Origin of the sequence: Streptosporangium longisporum (assembly GCF_039534895.1) — a bacterium.
In the GTDB taxonomy this organism is placed as follows: domain Bacteria; phylum Actinomycetota; class Actinomycetes; order Streptosporangiales; family Streptosporangiaceae; genus Streptosporangium; species Streptosporangium longisporum.
Map to the genome: position 1 here is coordinate 200,078 of NZ_BAAAWD010000015.1, position 21,166 is coordinate 221,243.

At 66.3% G+C, this 21,166-nt stretch carries 15 protein-coding genes; 7 read left to right on the plus strand and 8 right to left on the minus strand.

Annotated features, from left to right (window positions below):
* Nucleotides 1-122 precede the first annotated feature (122 nt).
* The 4 genes from ABD832_RS27330 to ABD832_RS27345 form a co-directional block, all read right to left on the minus strand.
* On the minus strand, nt 123-281 hold the full coding sequence (locus ABD832_RS27330; protein ID WP_344900406.1) for a hypothetical protein: 159 nt from the start codon (nt 279-281) through the stop codon (nt 123-125).
* A gap of 89 nt (nt 282-370) precedes the next feature.
* Entirely contained in the window at nt 371-1,021 is a 651-nt protein-coding gene (locus tag ABD832_RS27335; RefSeq protein WP_344900408.1) for a diacylglycerol/lipid kinase family protein, read from the minus strand.
* Nucleotide 1,022: 1 nt separating this feature from the next.
* Nucleotides 1,023-1,310 (minus strand): diacylglycerol kinase family protein, encoded by a 288-nt coding sequence (locus ABD832_RS27340; protein ID WP_344900410.1) that lies wholly within the window; start codon nt 1,308-1,310, stop codon nt 1,023-1,025.
* 95 nt (nt 1,311-1,405) lie between these two features.
* Nucleotides 1,406-4,129, minus strand: a complete 2,724-nt coding sequence (locus ABD832_RS27345; protein ID WP_344900412.1) for an immune inhibitor A domain-containing protein — start codon at nt 4,127-4,129, stop codon at nt 1,406-1,408.
* A gap of 367 nt (nt 4,130-4,496) precedes the next feature.
* On the opposite strand from ABD832_RS27345, the gene ABD832_RS27350 reads away from it, so the two are divergent.
* Complete coding sequence (locus tag ABD832_RS27350; RefSeq protein ID WP_344900414.1) at nt 4,497-5,858, plus strand: FAD-binding oxidoreductase; 1,362 nt, start codon at nt 4,497-4,499, stop codon at nt 5,856-5,858.
* Between the two features lie 151 nt (nt 5,859-6,009).
* On the plus strand, nt 6,010-8,064 hold the full coding sequence (locus ABD832_RS27355; protein WP_344900416.1) for a protein kinase domain-containing protein: 2,055 nt from the start codon (nt 6,010-6,012) through the stop codon (nt 8,062-8,064).
* A gap of 479 nt (nt 8,065-8,543) precedes the next feature.
* On the opposite strand, the gene ABD832_RS27360 is transcribed toward ABD832_RS27355, so the two are convergent.
* The 4 genes from ABD832_RS27360 to ABD832_RS27375 form a co-directional block, all read right to left on the minus strand.
* Nucleotides 8,544-9,602: a DUF6461 domain-containing protein gene (locus ABD832_RS27360; RefSeq protein WP_344900418.1), complete on the minus strand. Its 1,059-nt coding sequence runs from the start codon at nt 9,600-9,602 to the stop codon at nt 8,544-8,546.
* Between the two features lie 66 nt (nt 9,603-9,668).
* A complete protein-coding gene (locus tag ABD832_RS27365; RefSeq protein WP_344900420.1) occupies nt 9,669-13,451 on the minus strand; it encodes a LamG-like jellyroll fold domain-containing protein in 3,783 nt (1,260 codons plus the stop codon).
* A gap of 928 nt (nt 13,452-14,379) precedes the next feature.
* On the minus strand, nt 14,380-14,616 hold the full coding sequence (locus tag ABD832_RS27370) for a hypothetical protein (RefSeq protein ID WP_344900422.1): 237 nt from the start codon (nt 14,614-14,616) through the stop codon (nt 14,380-14,382).
* Nucleotides 14,613-15,056: an ATP-binding protein gene (locus ABD832_RS27375; protein WP_344900424.1), complete on the minus strand. Its 444-nt coding sequence runs from the start codon at nt 15,054-15,056 to the stop codon at nt 14,613-14,615. Before ABD832_RS27375 ends, ABD832_RS27370 begins: the two co-directional genes overlap by 4 nt.
* 413 nt (nt 15,057-15,469) lie before the next feature.
* Between ABD832_RS27375 and ABD832_RS27380 the strand changes: the two genes are divergently transcribed.
* From ABD832_RS27380 to ABD832_RS27400, 5 genes are all read left to right on the plus strand, one after another.
* Entirely contained in the window at nt 15,470-16,312 is an 843-nt protein-coding gene (locus ABD832_RS27380) for a helix-turn-helix domain-containing protein (protein WP_344900426.1), read from the plus strand.
* 9 nt (nt 16,313-16,321) lie between these two features.
* On the plus strand, nt 16,322-16,525 hold the full coding sequence (locus ABD832_RS27385) for a DUF397 domain-containing protein (RefSeq protein ID WP_344900428.1): 204 nt from the start codon (nt 16,322-16,324) through the stop codon (nt 16,523-16,525).
* A gap of 125 nt (nt 16,526-16,650) precedes the next feature.
* Nucleotides 16,651-17,409: a TetR/AcrR family transcriptional regulator gene (locus tag ABD832_RS27390; protein WP_344900430.1), complete on the plus strand. Its 759-nt coding sequence runs from the start codon at nt 16,651-16,653 to the stop codon at nt 17,407-17,409.
* Nucleotides 17,406-18,989: an acyl-CoA carboxylase subunit beta gene (locus ABD832_RS27395; RefSeq protein ID WP_344900432.1), complete on the plus strand. Its 1,584-nt coding sequence runs from the start codon at nt 17,406-17,408 to the stop codon at nt 18,987-18,989. Before ABD832_RS27390 ends, ABD832_RS27395 begins: the two co-directional genes overlap by 4 nt.
* Nucleotides 18,990-19,027: 38 nt before the next feature.
* Nucleotides 19,028-21,166, plus strand: a complete 2,139-nt coding sequence (locus tag ABD832_RS27400) for an acetyl/propionyl/methylcrotonyl-CoA carboxylase subunit alpha (protein ID WP_344901765.1) — start codon at nt 19,028-19,030, stop codon at nt 21,164-21,166.

Sequence of the window (21,166 nt, forward strand, 5' to 3'; positions counted from 1 at the left end):
GACCGCCGGACGGGCGCCGTGGAACGGGTGTCAGGGAACGGCCGTCGCCCGGACGGCCGTCCTGGGGACGTGCCAAGGCTCCGCCCGGCCCTGGACGGGCCCGGCGGGGCGCCGGAGGACGATCAGCGGCGGTGGGTGGAGCCACCGCGGAAGCGGCTGAGGAGCCCGCGGATCCTCTGCTGGTTGCGCGGGTCGCGGGCCATCGTCTTGGCCTTCTCCATGTTCCGCTGCCCCTGCGGGGTGCGCAGGTAGTTCTTGACGCGAGCGATGATCGAAGCCATGGTGTCCCTCCCTCTCGTGAGACCGGTCCACTACCCCGGAAGACCGCCTCCAATCAGCGCCGTCCGCGGCACCGGCCCGCGAGGGGCGTTCAGGAGTCGACGAACTCCTCGGGGACCATCACCCGCAGGCCGTTCGGGACGGTGCGGATCGTGATGGGGGTCATCAGGCGGACCTCGCCGTCGACGTCGGCCGCCATCGGCGGGTCGGTCTCCAGGTGCATCTCGCGGCCCACCACGAAGGGCCCGCCCGCCACGCTCCGCCAGCGGCCGCCGGCGCCCCGCAGCAGGGTCTCCGCCACCAGGCGCAGCCGCTTGCCCGAGCCGAGCTGGTAGGCGACCAGGCGGCCGTTGTCGATGCTGATGTCCTTGGCGACCTGCCAGCCCCCGTGGAAGCGCCCGTTGGCGATGTTGAGCTGGTGGGTGAGCAGCTCGTGGCGGCGGCCGTCCACGGTCAGGAAGGCCCGGAAGGGGCGGTGGCCCGGCAGGACGGTCAGCGCGGTGAGCGGGTAGGCGGCGCGGCCCAGCAGGCGCTTCACCCAGTTGCGCACCGTTCCCGCCACCTCGACCGAGACCCCGAAGCTGGCCAGGTTGGCGAACTCGCGGTCCCCGGCGATGCCCAGGTCGATGTCGGCGACCTTGCCGGTGCGCAGCACCCGGATCGCCCCGGGAAGGTCGAGCGGGACGCCCAGGCTGCGGACGAAGTTGTTGGTGGTGCCCAGGGGCAGCACGCCGAGGGCCACGTCACGGTGGGCGACGTGCTTGACGGCGGCGCTGAGCGTGCCGTCCCCCCCCGCCCACCACGAGCAGGTCGGGCCCGGCGGCCAGGGCCTCCTCCAGGGTGGCGCGCAGGCGCCGGGGGTCGAGCACGGGGAAGATCCGGATCGGGTCGAACCCGGCGGCCCGCAGCAGGCGGACCACCTCGGGGTAACGACGGCGGCCGCGGCGCGAGCGTGTGTTGACGACCACGCAGACTCTGCCCTTGGCCCTGATGGCCTCGGTGTGCTCGGCCTTGCTTCGAAGCTCTCCCACGCTGCCCCTATCCGGTCGGGTCGTGCCCGTCACATGGTAGGGCCCCGCCGTCGGCGACGGCGGGGCCCCACCCGGTTGCCCGGGGGATCAGGCGGTCACTTCTTCGGCGGGGTGACCTGGACGATCGCGCCGAGGTTGCCGATGAGCGGGGTCAGCAGCCTGACCTTCACCCCCAGCGCCTTGCCCTCGTCACCGGGGTTGCCGGAGCCGAGCACGTGGCCGTTGCCCATGTCGGTGCCGTACAGCTCGGTGGCCGGGGTGCCGTCCTCGTTGACCACCCGGGTGCTGTAGATCTGGTCGCCCTTGGAGGGGACGACCACCGAGGCGTCGAAGTCGCGGTAGAACAGGCTGGTCCCGCGCGCCTCGAAGCCGGGGTACCAGGTCTTGGCGTCGGTGAACTCCGAGACGCCGCGCAGCGCGCCGGTCTTGGTGCAGTACTCGCTGAACGGCTCCCCGGGCGCCTCGAAGCACTCGGTGAACGGGTAGGTCCTGGCGAAGGAGAAGGCGGCGTTGGAGGTCTGCACGCGTCCCTGCATGTTCTTCAGGGTGGTGGGGTCCTTCTCGGCCGCGGTGCCGGTCCGCCGGAGCGGGTCGAAGTGGGAGTCGACCAGGATCAGGCTGCCCTTGGAACCGATGCTGGGCGGCAGTTCCAGGTTGTTGGCCAGCGAGTTGTTGGTGTAGGTCGAGTCGCGGTACCAGATGAGCAGGCCTGGCGCGTTGTACTTGACCTTCTCCACCTTCCAGGCGCCCTCACGCGAGTAGTTGGTGCTGTAGGTGTACTGCAGGCCCTTGTCGAACCCGTCGAGGTTGCGCCACTCGGCCAGGTAGAAGCGGGAGATCTCGCGCTTGCCGTCGTTGATCGTCCAGCCCTGGCCGTGGGTGTTGGTGAAGGTTCCGCCGGTCGCGGTCCAGCCGTTGGCGCCGCCCTCGACGTCGTCGCTCCACACGGTCTGGGCGCCGTTCGTGATCGAAAAGTCGTCGGCGTGCCAGCCGCGCGGGGTGAAGGCCGCGTCGGTGTCGTAGGCCAGGCGGAGCTTGACGGCCTTGCCGGCGAACGGGGTGAGGTCGACGTAGTCGTGCCGCCAGCCGTCGGTGGTGCCGGTGAGGCCGTACTTCTTGTTGCCGAAGGTGGCGAGGTTCTTGTTGGGGTCGGCGTAGTCGTCGTCGGTGGAGACCAGCGCGCCGCCCTCGGTGTACACCTTCTGCTGGGCCCAGGTGGCCCCGCCGTCGGTGGAGACCTCGATGAAGCCGAAGTCCCAGTCCTGCTCGATGTCGTAGTTGTTCCAGACCCAGAACTTCACGTCGGTCCCGGCGGGCACCTGGACGTCGCGGGTGAGCTTGACGTCGGCCCACTCCTGGTCGAGGTTGGACCACCAGGTCTTGGTGCCGCTGTGCGGCTCGACCATGCTCAGCGGGGCGCTCTCCAGGTTGATCCGGACGCCGTCCTCGGTGAGCTTGGGCGTGCGCGAGGCCTGGCCGATCGTGACCGCGCGGGCGCGGTCACCGGGGTTGAAGACCTCGGGGTCGGCCCAGCCCAGGATCCACTTGTCCCAGATGCCCATGTGGGTGGGCATCGACTGGAAGATCGGGCCGCTGTGCGAGCCGCTGGACATCAGGTCCCAGAAGTCCACGGCGGAGGACGCCTGGCCGGTGGTGTCGTAGAGGTCCGGCAGGCCCAGGTCGTGGCCGTACTCGTGGGCGAAGACGCCGACGCCGGAGTCCTCGGGCTGCACGATGTAGTTGGAGATCTTCACGTTCTCGCCGGGCACCTGGTAGCCGCCGGCCACCGCGCTGGAGTGGGCCCAGATCGCGTACGTGCCCTCGGCGCCGCCGTCGGAGGACTTGTCCTTGCCGGCGTGGACCAGGACCAGGTGGTCGACGACGCCGTCGGGCTCGGCGAGGTTGCCGTCACCGTCGGAGTCGGCCACGTCCTCGACGTCGTAGTCGGCCCAGGGGAAGTCCGGGTTCGTGGTGACCAGGGTGTTCACCGCGTCGATGGCGAGCTGGCCGGCGCCGCGCGGGTTGCTCGGGTGGCCGCTCATGTCCTGCACCGGCTGGCCGCAGGCGCGGGCGCCGTAGTAGGCCTCGGAGTGCGGCACCTTGATCCACGGGCTGGCCTGCCCGGTGACGGTGTAGGCGCCCTTGGACATCTCCTCGTACATGTTCTTCATGGTGTGACGGGAGATGTCGATGCCCTTTTTGCCGTCCCGGGGGTCGGTCAGGTCGGTGCGGACCCGCTGGGTGATGCCCTCCTTGGTGTAGAGCATCTTGTTGAAGTGCTCGGGGCTGAAGTCGGGCACCCAGAAGCTGTTGTTGTCCTTGTGCGCCAGCGTGGCCGGGTTGGGGATCTTGTTGTGCAACGGGCCGTTGAGCAGCGTGCCCGCCGGCTCGGTGACGCACTCGGCCGGGTCCTCGCTGTTGACGTCCAGCGGGCGGGAGAATCCGGAGAAGTCGTCGTTGGCCTTGTCGTTGAACTCGACCAGCAGGGTCAGGAGCTTGGCCGTCCTGACGGTCTTGGACTTCTTGAAGATGAAGTCGACGGGGTTGCGCCCGGTCCTGATCGCCTCGGCCTCCCGGGCGGCCAGCACGCGCGCGGCGGCGGGGTTGCCCTCGGAGTACTTGCGGTCGATCCTCTTGGACGGGCTCGTCTTGCGTGCCCTGGCCGAGGGCACGGCCGGGTCGTCGACCTCGGGCTCGTCCCTGGGCGGCGCGTAGTTGATGTAGTAGTCGGCCGCGGTCGGCTGGTACCGCGCGACCGAGTCGTCGGTATCGGCCGAGGCACCGCCCACAGCCAGTCCCGTGACGGCCAGGCCGATCACGGGAACGATCGCAAGAAGGCGCTTACGGGCGCCTCCGCTGCTGACTCTGCCGGACAACGTCGTCCCCTCCCTGTGCCGCGGGTTCCACCGGGCACGGACCTCTCCGGCGCGCTCGATGAGGCGCACCGAACCGGGACGTTAGACGAGAAAGTAAAGAAAGAGTCAAGCGAATGCATGATGTTGTAAAACTGAAATAAAGCCCTCTTTTGCCCTGAATGGTGGATTTTTCGTCTGACCTGGCCGGGCGTGGCGGAACGGGACGCGAGGCGGGCGTCCGGCCCCGGACCGCCGGAGCGCGGGAACGGTCCCACCTCGGGTCATGGGGGCGCGGGGCGGCCACCCCGCCTCAGGTCGTACAGTCCAAGCTGTGACCGCTATCTCCGAACTCGTCGCCGCGCTCACCCCGGAGAAGGTGCTGACCGACCCCGACGTGACCGGCTCCTACGCCCGCGACCGGACCTTCCTGGAGCCGGGGAACCCGCTGGCCGTGGTACTGGCGCAGACCCGCGACGACGTGGTCGCCGTGATGACCTGGGCGAGCGCGCACCGCGTCCCGGTGGTCCCCCGCGGGGCCGGGACCGGCCTGGCCGGAGGCGCCACCGCCGTCGAGGGGTGCGTCGTGCTGTCGCTGCACCGGATGGCCGCCATCAGGGAGCTCTCCCCCGACGACGAGATCGCCGTGGTCGAGCCGGGCGTCATCACCGCCGACCTGGACCGGGCCGCGCGCGAGCACGGGCTGATGTACGCCCCCGACCCGTCCTCGTACGAGATCTCCACCATCGGCGGCAACCTGGCCACCAACGCGGGCGGGCTGCGCTGCGTGAAGTACGGCGTGACCCGCGACTCGGTCCTGGGCCTGGAGGTCGTGCTCGCGGACGGGCGCGTGATCAACACCGGCAGGCGCACCGTCAAGGGCGTGACCGGGTACGACCTGACCGGCCTGTTCGTCGGCTCCGAGGGGACGCTGGGAGTGATCACCGCGGCCACGGTCCGGCTGCGCAGGGCCCCGTCGGTCCATCCGGCGACGATCGCGGCCGAGTTCGGCTCGCTCAGGGACGCGGCGGCGGCCGTCTCGGCGATCATCGCGGCCGGCTGCCAGCCGTCCCTGATGGAGATGCTGGACCGCACCACGCTCCAGGCCATCGACGACTGGCGCAACATCGGCCTGGAGGAGTCGACCCGGGCGATGCTGATCGGCCAGTCGGACGCGGCGGACGGCCCGGCCGTCGCCGAGCGCATGGCCGAGCTCTGCACCGCGGGCGGCGCGGCCTTCGTGGCGGTGTCGTCGTCCCCCCAGGAGGCCGAGGAGCTGATCGCGGTCCGGCGGATGGCCTACCAGGCCAAGGAGCGGCTGGGCACGTGCCTGGTCGAGGACGTGTGCGTGCCGCGCTCCGCGCTGCCGTACATGATCGAGAAGATCGAGGAGATCGCGGCCGGGTACGACGTGGTGATCGCCACGGTCGCCCACGCCGGGGACGGCAACCTGCACCCGGTCTTCATCTTCGACCGCGCCCTGACCGAGCCCCCGCCCCAGGTGTGGGAGGCGGCCGACGCGGTCTTCCGGGAGACCCTGCGGATGGGCGGCACGCTCACCGGCGAGCACGGCGTCGGGCTGCTGAAGCGGCGCTGGCTGGCCCTGGAGACCGGCCCGGTCACCGAGGAGATCCACCACGGGATCAAGGCGGTCTTCGACCCGCTCGGCATCCTCAACCCCGGCAAGGCCATCTGAGGCCCGGCCCACGTCTCCGGCCGCGTCCCCGCCCGCGTCCCCGCCCGCGTCCCCGGCTTCCGGCGGGGCCATCTGAGATCCACCCCATCGTCCTCGCTGGTAGCGTTCTTCACCACGTATTCCATTCGCGGGGTTTTGTCAGGGGGGCATCATGGCGGAGCCGCTCACGCCGGAGGACCCCCGTCACCTCGGAGCGTTCGAACTGCTCGGCCGGCTCGGAACGGGCAGCCAGGGCACCGTCTACCTCGGCCGGGGGCAGGGAGGCGAATCGGTCGCCGTCAAGCTGCTGCACCACGGCGCGGCCGGTGACCCCGAGGCCAGGGCCCGGTTCCTGCGCGAGGTCTCGGTCGCACGCAGGGTGGCCCCGTTCTGCACCGCCCCGGTCCTGCACGCCGACCTCGCCGGCAGCCGCCCGTACATCGTGAGCGAGTACGTCCCCGGCCCGTCCCTGCGCCGGCTGGTCGAGACCGAGGGGCCCCGGCGCGGCGCCTCCCTGGCACGGCTCGCCGTGAGCACAGCCACCGCGCTGGCCGCGATCCACCGCGCGGGCATCCTGCACCGCGACCTCAAGCCCGCCAACGTGCTGATGGGCCCCGAGGGCCCGGTGGTGATCGACTTCGGGATCGCCAGGGCCCTTGACTCCCCGGGGACGACGGCGACCGGGGTGACCATGGGGACCCCGTCCTACCTGGCGCCCGAGCAGCTCGGGTCGGGCGAGGTGACGGCCGCGGCCGACGTGTTCGCCTGGGGCGTCACGATGGTCTTCGCCGCGACCGGCAGGCCCGCGTTCGGCCACGACTCCATCGCCGCCGTGATCAACCGGATCCTCAACGCCGAGCCCGAGCTGGGGGCGCTGGAGGGGCCGCTGCGGGACCTGGTCGCGGTCTGCCTGTCCAAGGACCCGGCGCTGCGTCCCGATGCCGAGCACCTCGTCGGCCGCCTGACGGGCGCGGTCCTCGCCCTTCCCGACCCCCTGCCGCCGTCCGGCACCGGTGATGCCGCGGCCGGTACCGTCCCCGGGTCCGCAGGTCGCATCGGCCCCGTTGACCCCGTGACCGGTGCCACGGCCGGTACCGTCCCCGCCTCCGCAGGCCCTGTCGGCTCTGCAGGCTCCGTCGGCTCCTTCGGCCATGGCGGCTCCGTGACCGGTGCCGCCGCCGGTGCCGGGAGCGGTTCAGGGACCGGCACCCCGCCCGCTTCCCCGCACGCTTCCCCGGCCGGACCGGACGCGCCGGGCACGCCGGGCACGCCGGAGCGGTCGCGCCGGCCGGTGGGGCTGCTGTTCGCCGGCGTGGCGGTGGTGGCCGCGCTCGGCACGGCCACCGGAACGGTGGTGCTCCTCCAGGCGGGTGAGAAGGCCGCGGCTGCGCCGAGGGCGGTCCCCGGTGCGACGGAGACCGGGCCGGGCCGGACGGTCCTGCCCGGCGACCCCTCCGGGACCGGTCAGGAATCCCCCGCCCCTTCCGAGGACGGAGCGGCCACCACGAGTCCGCCGTCCCGGCCCCGCGCGCAGCCGTCACTGCGGCCCGGCGAGGACCGGTGGCCCAACGCCGGAGAGGCGGGGTGGGAGTCCGAGGGCGTCCCCTCCCCCTCCACGACCTCGTCCGCGGAGCCGGCCGGGTCGGCGCGGCCGAGCAGGACGCCCGGTGTCTCCTCCACCCCCGGCGTCTCGCCGGCCCCCGCCCCGTCGAGCGGTCCGAGCACCACACCCACCGCCGGACCGACGGTGAAGCCCACCCCCGGGCCGACCGTGAAGCCGACCATCAAGCCCACTGTCAAGCCGACGGTGAAGCCCACCGCCGGACCGACCGTCAAGCCCACCACGAAGCCCACTGTCAGGCCCACCGTCAAGCCGAGCCCGAAGCCCACCCCGCGCAGGCTCAACCCGCACACGGCCACCGGGGTGTGCGGGGGTGGCTACCGGGTGGTCGGCTCCCGCTCCCTGGGCGGTGTCGCCACCGTCCACCTGCTCTACAACGGCGCGGCGGGCCGGAACTGCGTCGTGACCCTGTCGAAGTACGTGATCCCCTCCAAGGTGGCGATGAACGCGACGCTCCGCGTGAAGGGCGGCCCCAGCCGGGGCAACCCCGGCAGGTTCACCGCCTACGCGGGCCCGGTACGCCTCCCGGCCGCCAAGAAGTGCGTGATCTGGGGCGGCTCGTACGGCTCACGCTCCTGGACGAGCGGCTGGAGCCACTGCGGCTGAGTACAAGAGGCGCCGCGTATTTCATCAGTGCTCGTTGTATGCCATCGGTAGCCCGCAAGTCAGAATCGGGGCATGCGACTGCTCACCCTCGGAGATGTCATCAAAGAGAGGCGGCTGGTTGAGCGGAAGGTCACGCTTACCTGGCCCTGCTTGCGGGCTTGACCGTCCAGGCCGGGCTCGACCGATAGGGTTCTTGCCGGCCGCCCAGGAGACCCCGCTCATCCCGCTGCTGCCAGATCTGCTGTCCGACGAGGCGACCTTTTTCGGAAGTCCCGACTTCCACTAGGCAACAGCCTCTTCTCGGGACGATCATGTGTGGTCGAACTCCACCTACGGCACGTACAAGGACGGAGGAGGAACCGGCCGCGCGGCCGGTTCGACAAGAACGGCAGAACCATCTACTACGGGGAAGCATCATGACTGACCGGATCAGGTGGAAAAATCGTGCGAGAGGCTCGATAAGTCGACTGTAGCTGGATTCAGTGGATTGATATGGCCTTGCTTATGCGGTTCAGTACAATTAAACGCATGAAATGCTCCCTAGTCGGCACACTGAGCTGGAGGGCGACTTGAGATGCAGCGCTTGCCGCCTCAATGGGCGAAGGATTCAAAGCTTTCAGGAGAACGATTAGCACCTGGCTTTCCAAATCCAGTTGATTCCTCTCGCTCTCGCCGGATGCACTTATGGTCATTCTATTGCGAAGATCATTTGCCTTTTGATTTAGCTCTTCGCCTATTAGGATTCGTTCTCCTTCGAACTGCTCACCATGATCGATCAACTGCAACACCCTGTTAGGAAGAGTGCCTTCAAGGGTGGATATCGAGAGGACGGTGGAAACGATCTGCTTGAGGATGCTAGGTGCCATGCCCGGAGACGGATTGTTAAGAATGCGTGCGAACTCCGGCTCGTCCAGAAAGGGTGCCCGGGGATTTAAATACCCAGGAGGAACGAGAGGTTCTGGGAGAGGGTTGATGATCTTAAAAACGTATCGGGGAGATCTCAGCCACTCGGTAGTTAGAGGTTGACCACTAATTCTTTCGGCCAACTCCAGGGTGCGCGCCTTAAATTCCTGCACCGTCAAGTCTTGGCGTAATCCCACTTCGGCCAGAACATCGTCTAATGCATCTGGGCGAGTGCCCGATCGGTGGTCAAACTCGTTGATTGCAAAGCTAGTTGCGATCACGCCATCCGTAGCGTAACTGATGGAGCTATCCAGCTCAACGTTCCAATAAATGTTCAGAGCCTGACTTCCTGAGGAGAGCGACTCCAGGACGGCACTTCTCGATCCTTGATGCCCGTTGGGTTCGTATGCGATCGTCCAATCACTAATCTTAGCTAACTGGACTAGCTCGACGGTGTCGTCTTCTTCTAGTTCCTCAATCTCGTCTTCGGTGGCCCACAAACCACCCGTTTCTAGACTTGCACCGAACCTGCGCGCCACTTCGTCTAAATCGCGTTCCTGACACCAGGTCAGACTGAGGCTTCTAGCCAACCCGGCACGCAGAAGCTCTGCGTATTTTTCCTGAGCATAGTTCACGTTTCTCCTTGGGGAAATTAAGTGTGGCCCGCCTGATAGCAGGCGGGCCACACTTATTTTAGCCGATCACGGCCAGCGAGGAGGCTGCTGATCGCGATCAGCAGCAAGCGGGTTTGCAAACACCCAAAATGGGTCTTGGCCGAGTCTCCGCATGCGCTGGTAGAAGACGCCTAGTTGATTACCTGACGTTCGATTGTCGGAATTTGATATATATCTCACTGAGTAGTTCCCGTTGGCTGACAGTGAACCTTCCATCGTGCTAGCAAATGGGAACTCGTCGCAGTCCAACCCATCTGGCTTTGGATTTACCATAGGCCATTTCTCTCGACATTTGCTAATCGAATGGTCTCGATTGGCCTTGATAGTTCCAGAGGGAGCCTCATCCGGATCTTCTAGTCCGGGGACGGCTCCTTCGACCGTGCGGTGTAGCAGGCCATTGGGGGCGCGGCCGGGAACCTTCTTTCCTGCCAGTAATGGATACGTCCATTCAGGGTGATAGTAAGCGTCCCAGACGTGCTTGGTGGACTCCTTGATACCTACATTTTTCGTAGCATCGAAGATCAGCACAGGGCTTACATCGGTGAAAATACATCCACCTGTGTATTTCTCGATAAGCTCTGAAGTGTCGCATCTGACAACGGGATACTGAATTGATATATCGCGAGTAACGTCACCGCCGGGAGTGGCGTTGGTTACAGGTGAAGTGTAACGCAGAGTAGGAACGATCATACATGCACTTATCAGGTTTTTACCTGTTCCGGTGTTCTTGGGTGAGTTTATCGTCCATTCTGCCTCTGGCGCGGACGCCCATGTTGTAAAAAGGGAATTTTTGCCGGCGGTTCCGCCATCTTGCGGGCCATTTTTGACCTGACAATGGCTACTTGTTGTGAGTCCTGCCCTAAGCATCATAGGGTTGAAGTAAGTTAAATCGCCTTGGTATCGAACACCGATGATACGCCAAGCGAAGGTGATGTCGCGACTGTTCTTCCCTGACGGTTTATCGGTTTCAGCACCATTCGATCCCTTCTTTCCTCCAGCGTAGGTGTAAGCGCGAGCGGCAAGGCTAAAATTGACCTGCCCCTTCCACTGCTCGCTGACTACCTGTCCTGTGGTTCTAACAATTCTCTTATAAACAGGGAAGGCATATGCTTGTGCGGCACACCAGTTATAAGGGTTAGTCGTATGGCCTACAGCCGACGTCCCATTCGCCCTCGCTCGCTTGACCTGGGCTAGCAAGTCCTTATTGCACGTTGGCCAATCGACCCGGTTGTAAGGGAAGGTCGCCGGCGCTGCCGCTGTATCTGCAGTCGAAGGTTGTTGTGATGACCTATCGTTCCTGTTGGGAATAGTGAGAGCGGGAGCCGATCCTGTTACAGGATTGTTCATATCTGCCTGAATCTGTGCGGCAGTCTGAGAGAGGTTGTAAATACGGACTTCGTCAATGAGGCCGTTGAAGTACTCACCCCATCGGGCGTTGCCGCCAATGCGCAATGGACTGTCATCGCTAATAAGGTTGCCCGTGACCGTTTCTTCTCCTACCAGCGCTCCATTGACATATAGGCGAGCATTAGCGCCATCGTAAGTGGCAGCTACATGACTCCATATGTTGCCAGGTAGAGGAGTTGTCCCATCAACCTCTGAGGCATTTCCGCTTGTCTGCAACCAACCCGATGGAGTCGACCCGTTGGAGGCGTATAGGCCGTAGGAAGCGCCGCCGCTATCATATTCTTTCATTACAACCGTGCGCCAACCAGTTACGGTCGTGGGGTTAACCCAGGCCGATAATGTCATGCCAGTTGTCAACTGCAGCGAATCTGCGTTATTTACAGTGACCCAACTAGTGGCGCCATTGAACGACAGTGCTTTGCCGTACTTGCCAGATGTGATTTGGTTGGTGTTGCTGGCGGTGCCATTGTTGTTCTGTCCAGAACTGTCAGTCACTGCATTGCCGGAGGTCTCCTCCATGCCGTATGCCGCTACTAGCCCGGGAACAGGTGTAGGTGTTAAACCTAAAGTCGTGAAAGACCAGCTGTACGGAGCAGTCATGCTATTACCACTGCTGTCTTGAGCGCTGGTCACCTCGGCGGTATAGATATTTTCCGCCGTGAGCGCTTGGTTAGGAGTGAAAATCGCTGTCCTATTCTCACCCGCCATGACTAAACTGCCTGTTACGGCAGCACCACCAGGCCCCTTAACGGTTACTATTACTCCGGAAACTGGTTCGTCGAAGGTAATTTGGACGGAAGTATTTGTGATGACGTTTTTAGCGCCAGGCGACGGCACCGTATCGATAACAGACGGTGACGTCTCATCAGAAGTTGGCGGTTCCTCTTCCGGAAGAGGAAGCAAATCCTCTGTGTTTATCTCGTAGGTGTCAGTCGCCTGCTCCATATTTGTTTGAGCTTGCTCTGGCGTCACGTCCTGAGCAGATGGTGGAGCGGGATAAGCCTGCAACTCTCCAGCTATTGCCTCCTCGTAGGGAATTGGTCCTTCTGCAGAAGGATCACTTCGCAGTGTGGGGATCACCACATCTTCTTCGATCGTTCCTGGCTGATAGTTAACAAAGAGGACTGGTCCGCGGGGGCTGCCAGTGCCCCAGTCACCGTATTCGTAAGAGCGGTACCAACGCCAGTTAGTGAGGTCGCTTTCGCTGACGGAGCGAAGTCGGACGCCGTAGTCTTTTTGACCGTCCATCCAGCCCTGAACCATGGTCTCGATGGAGTAGTACAACTCGCCCTCGCCCCGATTGGGACAACTCGCGTCGTAGGCGCCCTTGTTGGCAACCTGGGCGCTAGCGGTGACCTGGGGTTGGGTGCTCCAGGTCATCGTGTTGATGTTCCAGTCGGTGACGATTGGCTGGGCGAGGATGCCGGAGTTGATCTGCGAGTCGCAGGTGTTGGAGTCGTGGTTCCACAGTCGCAGGTCGGCGTTTTCGACGGTGCCGCCCATGAGCGGGGTGCCGGCGATGTTGAAGCGGATGAAGGCGCGCCAAGCCACGCTGCCGGTGTTGGACATGCCGGCGATGAGGTCTTGCTTGTTTTTGTTGTTCGAACTGTTGGGCTGGGTGCCGCTGTTGATGTAGGTGTCACCGTCGATGCCGGTGCCGGTCCAGGTGTCGGAGGCGATGGCCATGGTGACCGGGTAGGTGACTGCGGGGTCGTTTAGGAACCCGGAGTCCGGGGTGATCACGAGCGCCTGCCCAGCGGTCTTCTGATCGACCGTCATGGGTGCGGTGCCGGTCCGGCCAGTGTCGGGATTCTTCGCCGCGGCCGCGTCCTCCATCGGCGCCGCGGTGATGTCGGCGATCTCTTTCTTGCCCTTGTCGGCGAGCAGGGCGAGGTGTCCGGAGGAGTCCTTGCCGTAGCTCATACCCTTGGGCAAGGCAACCGGGACACGGACCTTCAGCGCGGTCGTAGGCCGCTGGCGGATCACGATCTCTTGTTGGAACCCGGTCGGAGAGGCGGTGATGACCAGGTCGACACCCTGGCCATAGGCCGACGGGTAGGTGGCAGTGTTACCGGATAGTTGCGGTTTGGGCAGCTTGGTAGCAGCCGAGATGACGGCCTCGCCCTTGTCGCCCTTGACCTTCACCAGCGCGGTGTCCCCGCCTGCCGACAGGATCAGGTCGCCCTTGGCGGCCTTGGGTTTGATGACACCGTTTTCCTCGACCAGCGTGGTATCGATCGGCTGCCACGTTCCATTTTTCTGCACCCGAATGGGGGTGGAGTGCAACTCTGTGTAGAGAGTTTTGCCGTTGGGGTTAGCGAAGGTGGTTGAGTTCTCAGCCCGATAGGACTCGATCTCGACTCGCTTGTTCTGTTTTTTCGCCTCCCGTATTGCCGTGTCCACCGGGTTAGGCAAGGTGGTCGGCGTCGCTACAGGTGCAGAAGGGATAGGTGTAGGTTCAGCAACGGCGGGTGCTGCAATGAGAGAGGTAGATAGCCCAAGAGCGGCTATCAGGGAGGTGCGGCGGTAGCTACGCGCTAACACGCCAAGCCTCGGAGGGGGTGTTTTCACTTCGGCCCTTCATGATCGATTCCATCGAACCGAATGATCATTACATACGTCAAGGTGAAAGTAAAGGCATTTTTGGGTAGTCGAAAGCTTGCTCGACGTGACCGATAGACTAGAAAGAATGCAGCAGTGCGCGTAATTCGCTCAGAGTTTAGTTGATCCCAACTCAAAAACATGCATAGTCACACTTAGTTAATATGATGTCACTTTAGGTTGCACTAGTCGGCTAGTTGCAATATATAACTTATCCTCATGCGACTTGAAATAAATGCAGGGGTGGATTGGTCAACAGTTCGGAGGCTACCGGGTGGAACCGACAAAAGTGGACCGCTGAACTTGTCGTAGTGCTTTGGTCGGACGGTTATGCAGTCCGCCTCCGCAGGCAGGAGGGCGAAGCTGGGGCCCCGCCCGACAGGGTTGAAGCGTTCTCATATCGTGAGACCGAGTAGCTGGAGACCGTTTGCGGGATGGCTGCAGTAGTGGTCGGTGGCAGCGGCGATGTTGGTCCAGCCGATAAGGCTGGCCAGGCCGATGGACAGGTGCGGAAGCCGGCCATGATCCGAGGGGCGGTGCCGGTGCGGATCCTCGATACGTCCTCAAGGTAGGTGACGTCGCCGTGACCGACGCGATCGCAGGGACGTCCTTCGGTTCGGTCGGCCGTCTTCTCACCGCCGCTCGCCAGATCCGGGCTGGGGGCCGGTCACCGTCGCATGATGGTGACCGGGCCGGACGGGGAGGGCCATCCGGCATGGTGACGTGGCGGTCAGCCCGGATGCGGCCCGTGGTCGCCGGGCGGGCAGGACGGGTTGCACAGCAGGTCGACCCAGACGTCGGCGACCGGCGCCGTGATCTGCTCGACGGCCTCCGCCGGGAGCACATCGTCGGTGATGTCGGCCCAGATCAGGCGCACGGAGGCGGCCAGCGTGACAATGCGGGTGCCGCATCCCGCGCAGATGCGCACGCCGCCGGGCAGATCCAGGATGGGCAGCGGACCGTTCACCGGGATCTCCACTCCGCGCAGACGAACCAGACGGTCTTGCCCTCCGGATCGCCGTTCTGCGCCGGTATGACTCCCCACCTGTCGGCGTAGGCCGTGACGATCGCCAGCCCCCGACCGTGTTCCTCATCCGGACCGGCCGGGGTCGGGACGGGCCATGCGGTGCCGTGGTCGGTGATCTCTCCTCGTACGATCCGACCGTACCGGTACAGGGCGAGGGTTACCGGAGCCTTCCCGTGCAGGATCGCGTTGCTCACCAGTTCGGACACGACCATGGTCACGTTCTCCACCACACTGAGCACGTCCCAGACGGCGAGGGTCTCGCGCACGAGACCGCGTGCCCTGCCGACCGTTTCGGGATGGATGGGCAGGTCCCAGTTCGCCTCTCGCGTTTTGTCGTCGGTCCTTATGGGAGGTGGGGGAACGGCATTAGGGTTCTTCATAGATCAGGAGACTCCGAGTTCTTGATCCAGTCCTCGGGCGGGTGGTTATGTCACCACGCCCGAGGACGTCGGGGCCACACCTTCGCTTGTTGTGATCGAAACGAGCGCATGCGACGAGTGACACGGTGGCGCGCCTGATCAGGCCCTGCACAGCGTCGTAAGCGCGCCCGTCGTCAGCGTGATCGAGCTTCCAGCGCGGCCTTTCTGTCTTTGTGTCGATCTCCGTGGACAACGCACCGTCTCCACGCGCGTGGCTGACGCGCCTTTCCATGAGCGAACATGATCATTCACAGGCAGCCGCCGTCACGCGGGGCTATGAGTGCTATCTTCATCGTGACTGATCGCGTTGATACTTTCAAGGCGATAATTTCAATGCGAGTTTATGTCTCATTTGCGCAAGAAAGGGGGAAGTTGTGGCAAGTCCTACAGTTCGTCGACGCCGCCTCTCCGCCGAACTCATTCGCCTGCGCGAGCAAGCCGGCCTCAGCGTCGAGGAGGCGGGGCGCCGATTGGAGTGGTCACGTGGTCGCCTCAACAAGATGGAGGCCAACAAATGGACCAGACCAGATCTGGGAAACATTCGGGCGCTTCTTGCCCTCTACTCGGTCACGGATCCAGTGCAGCACGAGGCCATTCTGACGCTGGCCCGTCAATCAAGAGAGAAAGGCTGGTGGTCCAACTACCAGGACATCTGGCGCGGCTCCCTTGCGGGATTCGAAGCAGAAGCATCCTTGATAAACACGTATGAGGATCTCCGCGTGCCCGGACTGCTCCAGACCAAGGACTACGCTGCGGCGATGTTCAAAGGTGGCCAGGTGATGGAGAACACACAGATCAGTCGCCGCGTGGAGGCACGGCTGACAAGGCAAACCATCCTGCACGACAAGACGTGCCTCACCCTCTGGGCCGTGATCGACGAAGCCGCACTGACCAAAACCGTAGGTGGTCCGTCGGTGATGCGGCAACAACTGCGGCACATCATCGAGATGAGCGCCAGACCGAACATCTACGTTCAGGTCCTCCCCGACTCCGCCGGAGCCCATGCCGCGATGGACGGTGCGTTCACAATCCTGAATTTCCAGGACCAAGATGATCCAAGCATCGTCTACATCGAAACCGCGACAAGTGACCTGTATCTGGAGGCTCACGAAGAGCTTCAACGCTATAAGCTCATCTTCGACCTCATACGGTCATCTGCGCTCAGTCCGAACTCGTCCGTAGCGCGTATGGCCGAATTGATCGATCAGTTGAACTGAGAGGCGATCATGAACACTCCCCGAACCTCCTCGCCGACCTGGCTGAAGAGCTCTCTTTCTGGCTCGGGCGACAACTGCGTCGAGGTCGCCACACTCCCCGGTGGAGGTCAGGCCGTACGGGATTCCAAAGACCCCGGCGGCCCTATCCTGACGTTCCCTTCAAGAGAATGGGCCGCATTCATTCACGGTGTCAGGAATGGCAATTTCGGATGACGTCACTCACCGTACGAACATGACCGCGACAAGCCGCCGGGCCAGGGCCGCCGTCTCGGCGAGCGGCCCGGCCGGTGGCCGGTGGCCGGTCGAGGAAATCCCGGTCGTGAGCTAACGTACTTGACGTGATCGTCAAGTCAGAGGCGCTGAGCAGCCGGGGGCGTCGCACCCGGGCCGCGCTCGTGCTGGCCGGGCGGGAGGCGTTCGAGGAGCGGGGCTACGACGCGGTGCGCGTCGACGACGTCTGCGCGCGCGCCGGGGTCTCGCACGGCACCTTCTACACCTACTTCGGGTCGCGCGAGGAGCTTTTCCGCGAGGTCGCGGCGGCCGTGGTGGGCGAGATGTTCACCGCCAGCCTGGTAGGGCCCGCCACCGGGGACGACCCGTACGCCCGCATCGAGGCCGCCAACCTGCTCTACCTGCGCGCCTGGGCCTCCAACTCGCGGCTGGTGCGGATGCTGGAACAGGCCGCGGTCGGCGACGAGGGCTTCCGTGACCTGCTGCTCGAACTGCGCGAGGTCTTCGTGCGCCGAGGCGCCGAGGGGCTGCGGCGCCTGCAGGAGCAGGGGCTGGCCGACCCGTCGCTGGACCCGAGGCTGACCGCGGTGATGCTCGGCGGGATGGTCGAGCACTTCGCCCACGTCTGGCTGGACCTCGGTGAGCGCGCCGACGAGGAGACCGCGGTCGCCCTGCTCTCCACGCTCTGGGCGAGGGCCATCGGCCTGAGGCAGGCCCCCGCGGGCCGTCCCGCGGACCCGGCCCCGGGCTCGGCCCCCTCGCCGTCGGCGACGGACCCGGCGCATCCTCCGACGGCCGATGACCCGGCCCGCATACCGAGGACCGATGACCTGACGTCCACGTCAACCAGGAAGGCGCGGCCATGATCCTGCCGGACATCCCGCCCGACGAGTACCGGGCACGGCGCGAGGCGATGCTCGCCAGGCTGGCCGAGCTCGACGCCGAGCACGCCAAGGCCGTGGCGGGCGGCGGTCCCAAGTACGTCGACCGGCACCATGCCCGGGGCAAGCTCCTGGCCAGGGAGCGGATCGAGCTGCTCGTCGACCCGGACTCGGCGTTCCTGGAGCTCTCCCCGCTGGCCGGGTGGGGCAGCGACTTCTCGGTGGGGGCCGGTGTGGTCACCGGGATCGGGGTGGTCGAGGACGTCGAGTGCGTGATCGTCGCCAACGACCCGACCGTGCGGGGCGGCGCGTCCAACCCGTGGACGCTGCGCAAGACGCTGCGGGCCGCCGACATCGCCTTCGAGAACCGGCTGCCGCTGATCAACCTGGTGGAGTCGGGCGGGGCCGACCTGCCGAGCCAGAAGGAGATCTTCATCCCGGGCGGCCGGATCTTCCGCGACCTGACCCGGCTGTCGGCGGCCGGGATCCCCACGATCGCCCTGGTCTTCGGCAACTCCACGGCCGGCGGGGCGTACGTGCCCGGGATGAGCGACCACGTGGTGATGGTCAGGGACCGGGCGAAGGTCTTCCTCGGCGGGCCGCCACTGGTCAAGATGGCCACCGGTGAGGAGGCCGACGACGAGTCGCTGGGCGGCGCCGAGATGCACGCCCGCGTCAGCGGCCTGGCCGACCACCTCGCGGCCGACGAGCACGACGCCCTGCGGATCGGCCGGCGGATCGTCAGGAGCCTGAACCGCTCCCGGCCCGGCGCCCGTCCCGGCCCCGTCCGCGACCCGCGCCACGACGAGGAGGAACTGCTGGGCATCGTGCCCGAGGACCTGCGGATCCCGTTCGACCCGCGCCAGGTGATCGCGCGGATCGTGGACGGCAGCGAGTTCGACGAGTTCAAGCCCCTGTACGGCGCGAGCCTGGTGACCGGCTGGGCCCGCCTGCACGGCCACCCGGTCGGGATCCTGGCCAACGCCCGGGGTGTGCTGTTCAGCGAGGAGGCGCAGAAGGCCGCGCAGTTCATCCAGCTCGCCAACCAGGTCCGGACGCCGCTGGTCTTCCTGCAGAACACCACCGGCTACATGGTCGGCAAGGAGTACGAGCAGGGCGGCATCATCAAGCACGGCGCCATGATGATCAACGCGGTGTCCAACTCGTCCGTCCCGCACCTCACGATCGTCATGGGCGCCTCGTACGGGGCGGGCAACTACGGCATGTGCGGCCGGGCCTACGACCCGCGTTTCCTGTTCACCTGGCCCAGCGCGAAGTCCGCCGTCATGGGACCCGCCCAGCTCGCCGGGGTGCTGTCCATCGTCGGCAGGGCCGCCGCGCAGGCGCGCGGGCAGGTCTACGACGAGGAGGGCGACGCGGCGATGCGGCAGCTGGTGGAGGCGCAGATCGAGGCCGAGTCGCTGCCGTTCTTCCTGTCCGGCCGCCTCTACGACGACGGCGTGATCGACCCTCGCGACACCAGGACGGTCCTGGGCCTGTGCCTGTCGGCCGTCGCCAACGCCCCCGTCCCGGAGCCCTCGGGCTTCGGCGTCTTCCGGATGTGACCGTGACCCAGACCCCGCGCACGACCGCGCGTACCCCCGTGATCGGCCGCCTGCTCGTCGCCAACCGGGGCGAGATCGCCCGCCGCGTCTTCCGTACCTGCCGCGACCTCGGCATCGAGACCGTCGCCGTCTTCTCCGACGCGGACGCGGACGCGCCGCACGTGGCCGAGGCCGATCATGCGGTACGGCTCGGCGGCGCCAGGCCGTCCGAGAGCTACCTGGTGACGGAGAAGATCATCGATGCGGCCCGCAGGTCGGGGGCGGACGCGGTCCACCCCGGCTACGGCTTCCTGTCGGAGAACGCCGCCTTCGCGCGGGCCGTACCGGAGGCAGGGCTGATCTGGGTCGGCCCGCCCGCCGAGGCCGTGGCCGCGATGGGGTCGAAGATCGAGGCCAAGGCGCTGATGGCCGGGGCGGGTGTGCCGGTGCTGCCCGGTTTCACGGCCGGGCCCGGCTACTCCATGGACGACCTGGAGCGGGACCTGGACGTGGTGTTCACCCGGATGAGCGGTTCGGCCTCCGGGTGGCCCGTACCCCTGCTGGTGAAGGCGTCGGCCGGGGGCGGCGGGCGCGGGATGCGCGTCGTGCGGCTGACCGACGACCTGCCCGAGGCGGTCGAGTCGGCCCGCGGGGAGGCGCTGGCGGCGTTCGGGGACGGCACGGTGTTCGTCGAACCCCTGCTGGAGGGGGCCCGGCACATCGAGGTGCAGATCCTCGCCGACATGCACGGGACGGTGTGGACGCTGGGCGAGCGGGAGTGCTCGATCCAGCGGCGGCACCAGAAGGTGATCGAGGAGACGCCGTCGCCGTCGCTCTCCCCGGCGACGCGGGCGCGATTGTGCGACGCGGCCGTCACCGCCGCGCGGGCCATCGGGTACGTCGGCGCCGGGACCGTGGAGTTCCTCGTCTCAGACGACACCGTCGCCTTCCTGGAGATGAACACCCGACTGCAGGTGGAGCACCCGGTGACCGAGTGCGTCCACGGCGTCGACCTGGTGGAGTGGCAGCTGCGCATCGCCGAGGGCGCTCGCCTCCCCGGCTCGCCGCCCGAGCCGTCCGGGCACGCCGTGGAGGCGCGGCTGTACGCCGAGGACCCGGCGCGCGGCTGGCTCCCGCAGAGCGGCACCCTGCACCACTTCACCGTGCCCGGCGTCGACGCCCGCTTCGCGCCGTTGCCACAGGGCCGGTACGGGCTCCGGCTGGACTCCGGGGTGGAGGACGGCTCGGAGATCGGCGTGCACTACGACCCGATGCTCGCCAAGGTGATCGCGTACGGGGCCGGGCGTGACGACGCGGTGCGCAGGCTCGCCGCCGCGCTGGCGGGCGCGCGGATCCACGGCCCCGTCACCAACCGGGACCTGCTGGTCGCGGTGCTGCGCCACCCGGCGTTCCTCGCCGGGGAGACGCACACCGGCTTCCTCGACGAGCACGGCCTGTCCGGTCCCGCGAACGGTGCCCCTGACGGCGCCTGGGACGGTGGCCCGAACGGCCCTTCGCACGGTGCCGGGAAGAACGGCATCGGGAAGGACGATGCCGGGAAGGACGGCGCGCGTCTTCCGGAGAACGGCCCGCCGGAGGCCCCCTCGGTCCTGCGGCTGTCGGCCCTGGCCGCCGCGCTCGCCCGGGCCGCGGCCGGCCGGCGGGCGGCGACCGTGCAGGCGGGGCTGCCGAGCGGGTGGCGCAACGTGGTGTCGCAGCCGCAGCGGGCCCTGTTCGCCGAGACCGAGATCGCGTACCGGATCACCAGGGACGGCCTGCGGGCCGAGGGCTTCCCCGGCACGGTCCTGGTCGGCGCCACCCCCTCGCTGGTGGTGCTGGAGACCTCGGGTGTGCGGCACCGGTTCGCGGTGGCCCGCTACGGCGGCGCGACCGGGACGACGTACGTGGACTCCCCCCTCGGGGCGGTGCGCCTCACCCCGCTGGAGCGTCTGCCCGAACCGGCGGACCACGTGCCCCCGGGCTCCCTGACCGCGCCCATGCCCGGTACGGTGCTGCGGGTCGATGTCGGTCCCGGGCAGGCGGTCGGCGCCGGGCAGGTGGTGGTGGTGCTGGAGGCCATGAAGATGGAGCACCGGATCACCGCGTCCGCGCCGGGTACGGTGGCGGCGGTTAACGTGACGCCAGGACGCCAGGTCGAGGCCGGGACGGTGCTGGTCGTGATCGAGGAGCGGGCGTGA

Bases quoted from the DNA above. Each gene is read 5' to 3' on its own strand.
- ABD832_RS27385 (WP_344900428.1), top strand. From the start codon at position 16,322: ATGAACACTCCCCGAACCTCCTCGCCGACCTGGCTGAAGAGCTCTCTT.
- ABD832_RS27395 (WP_344900432.1), top strand. From the start codon at position 17,406: ATGATCCTGCCGGACATCCCGCCCGACGAGTACCGGGCACGGCGCGAG.
- ABD832_RS27330 (WP_344900406.1), bottom strand. From the start codon at position 281: ATGGCTTCGATCATCGCTCGCGTCAAGAACTACCTGCGCACCCCGCAG.
- ABD832_RS27375 (WP_344900424.1), bottom strand. From the start codon at position 15,056: ATGAAGAACCCTAATGCCGTTCCCCCACCTCCCATAAGGACCGACGAC.
- ABD832_RS27355 (WP_344900416.1), top strand. From the start codon at position 6,010: ATGGCGGAGCCGCTCACGCCGGAGGACCCCCGTCACCTCGGAGCGTTC.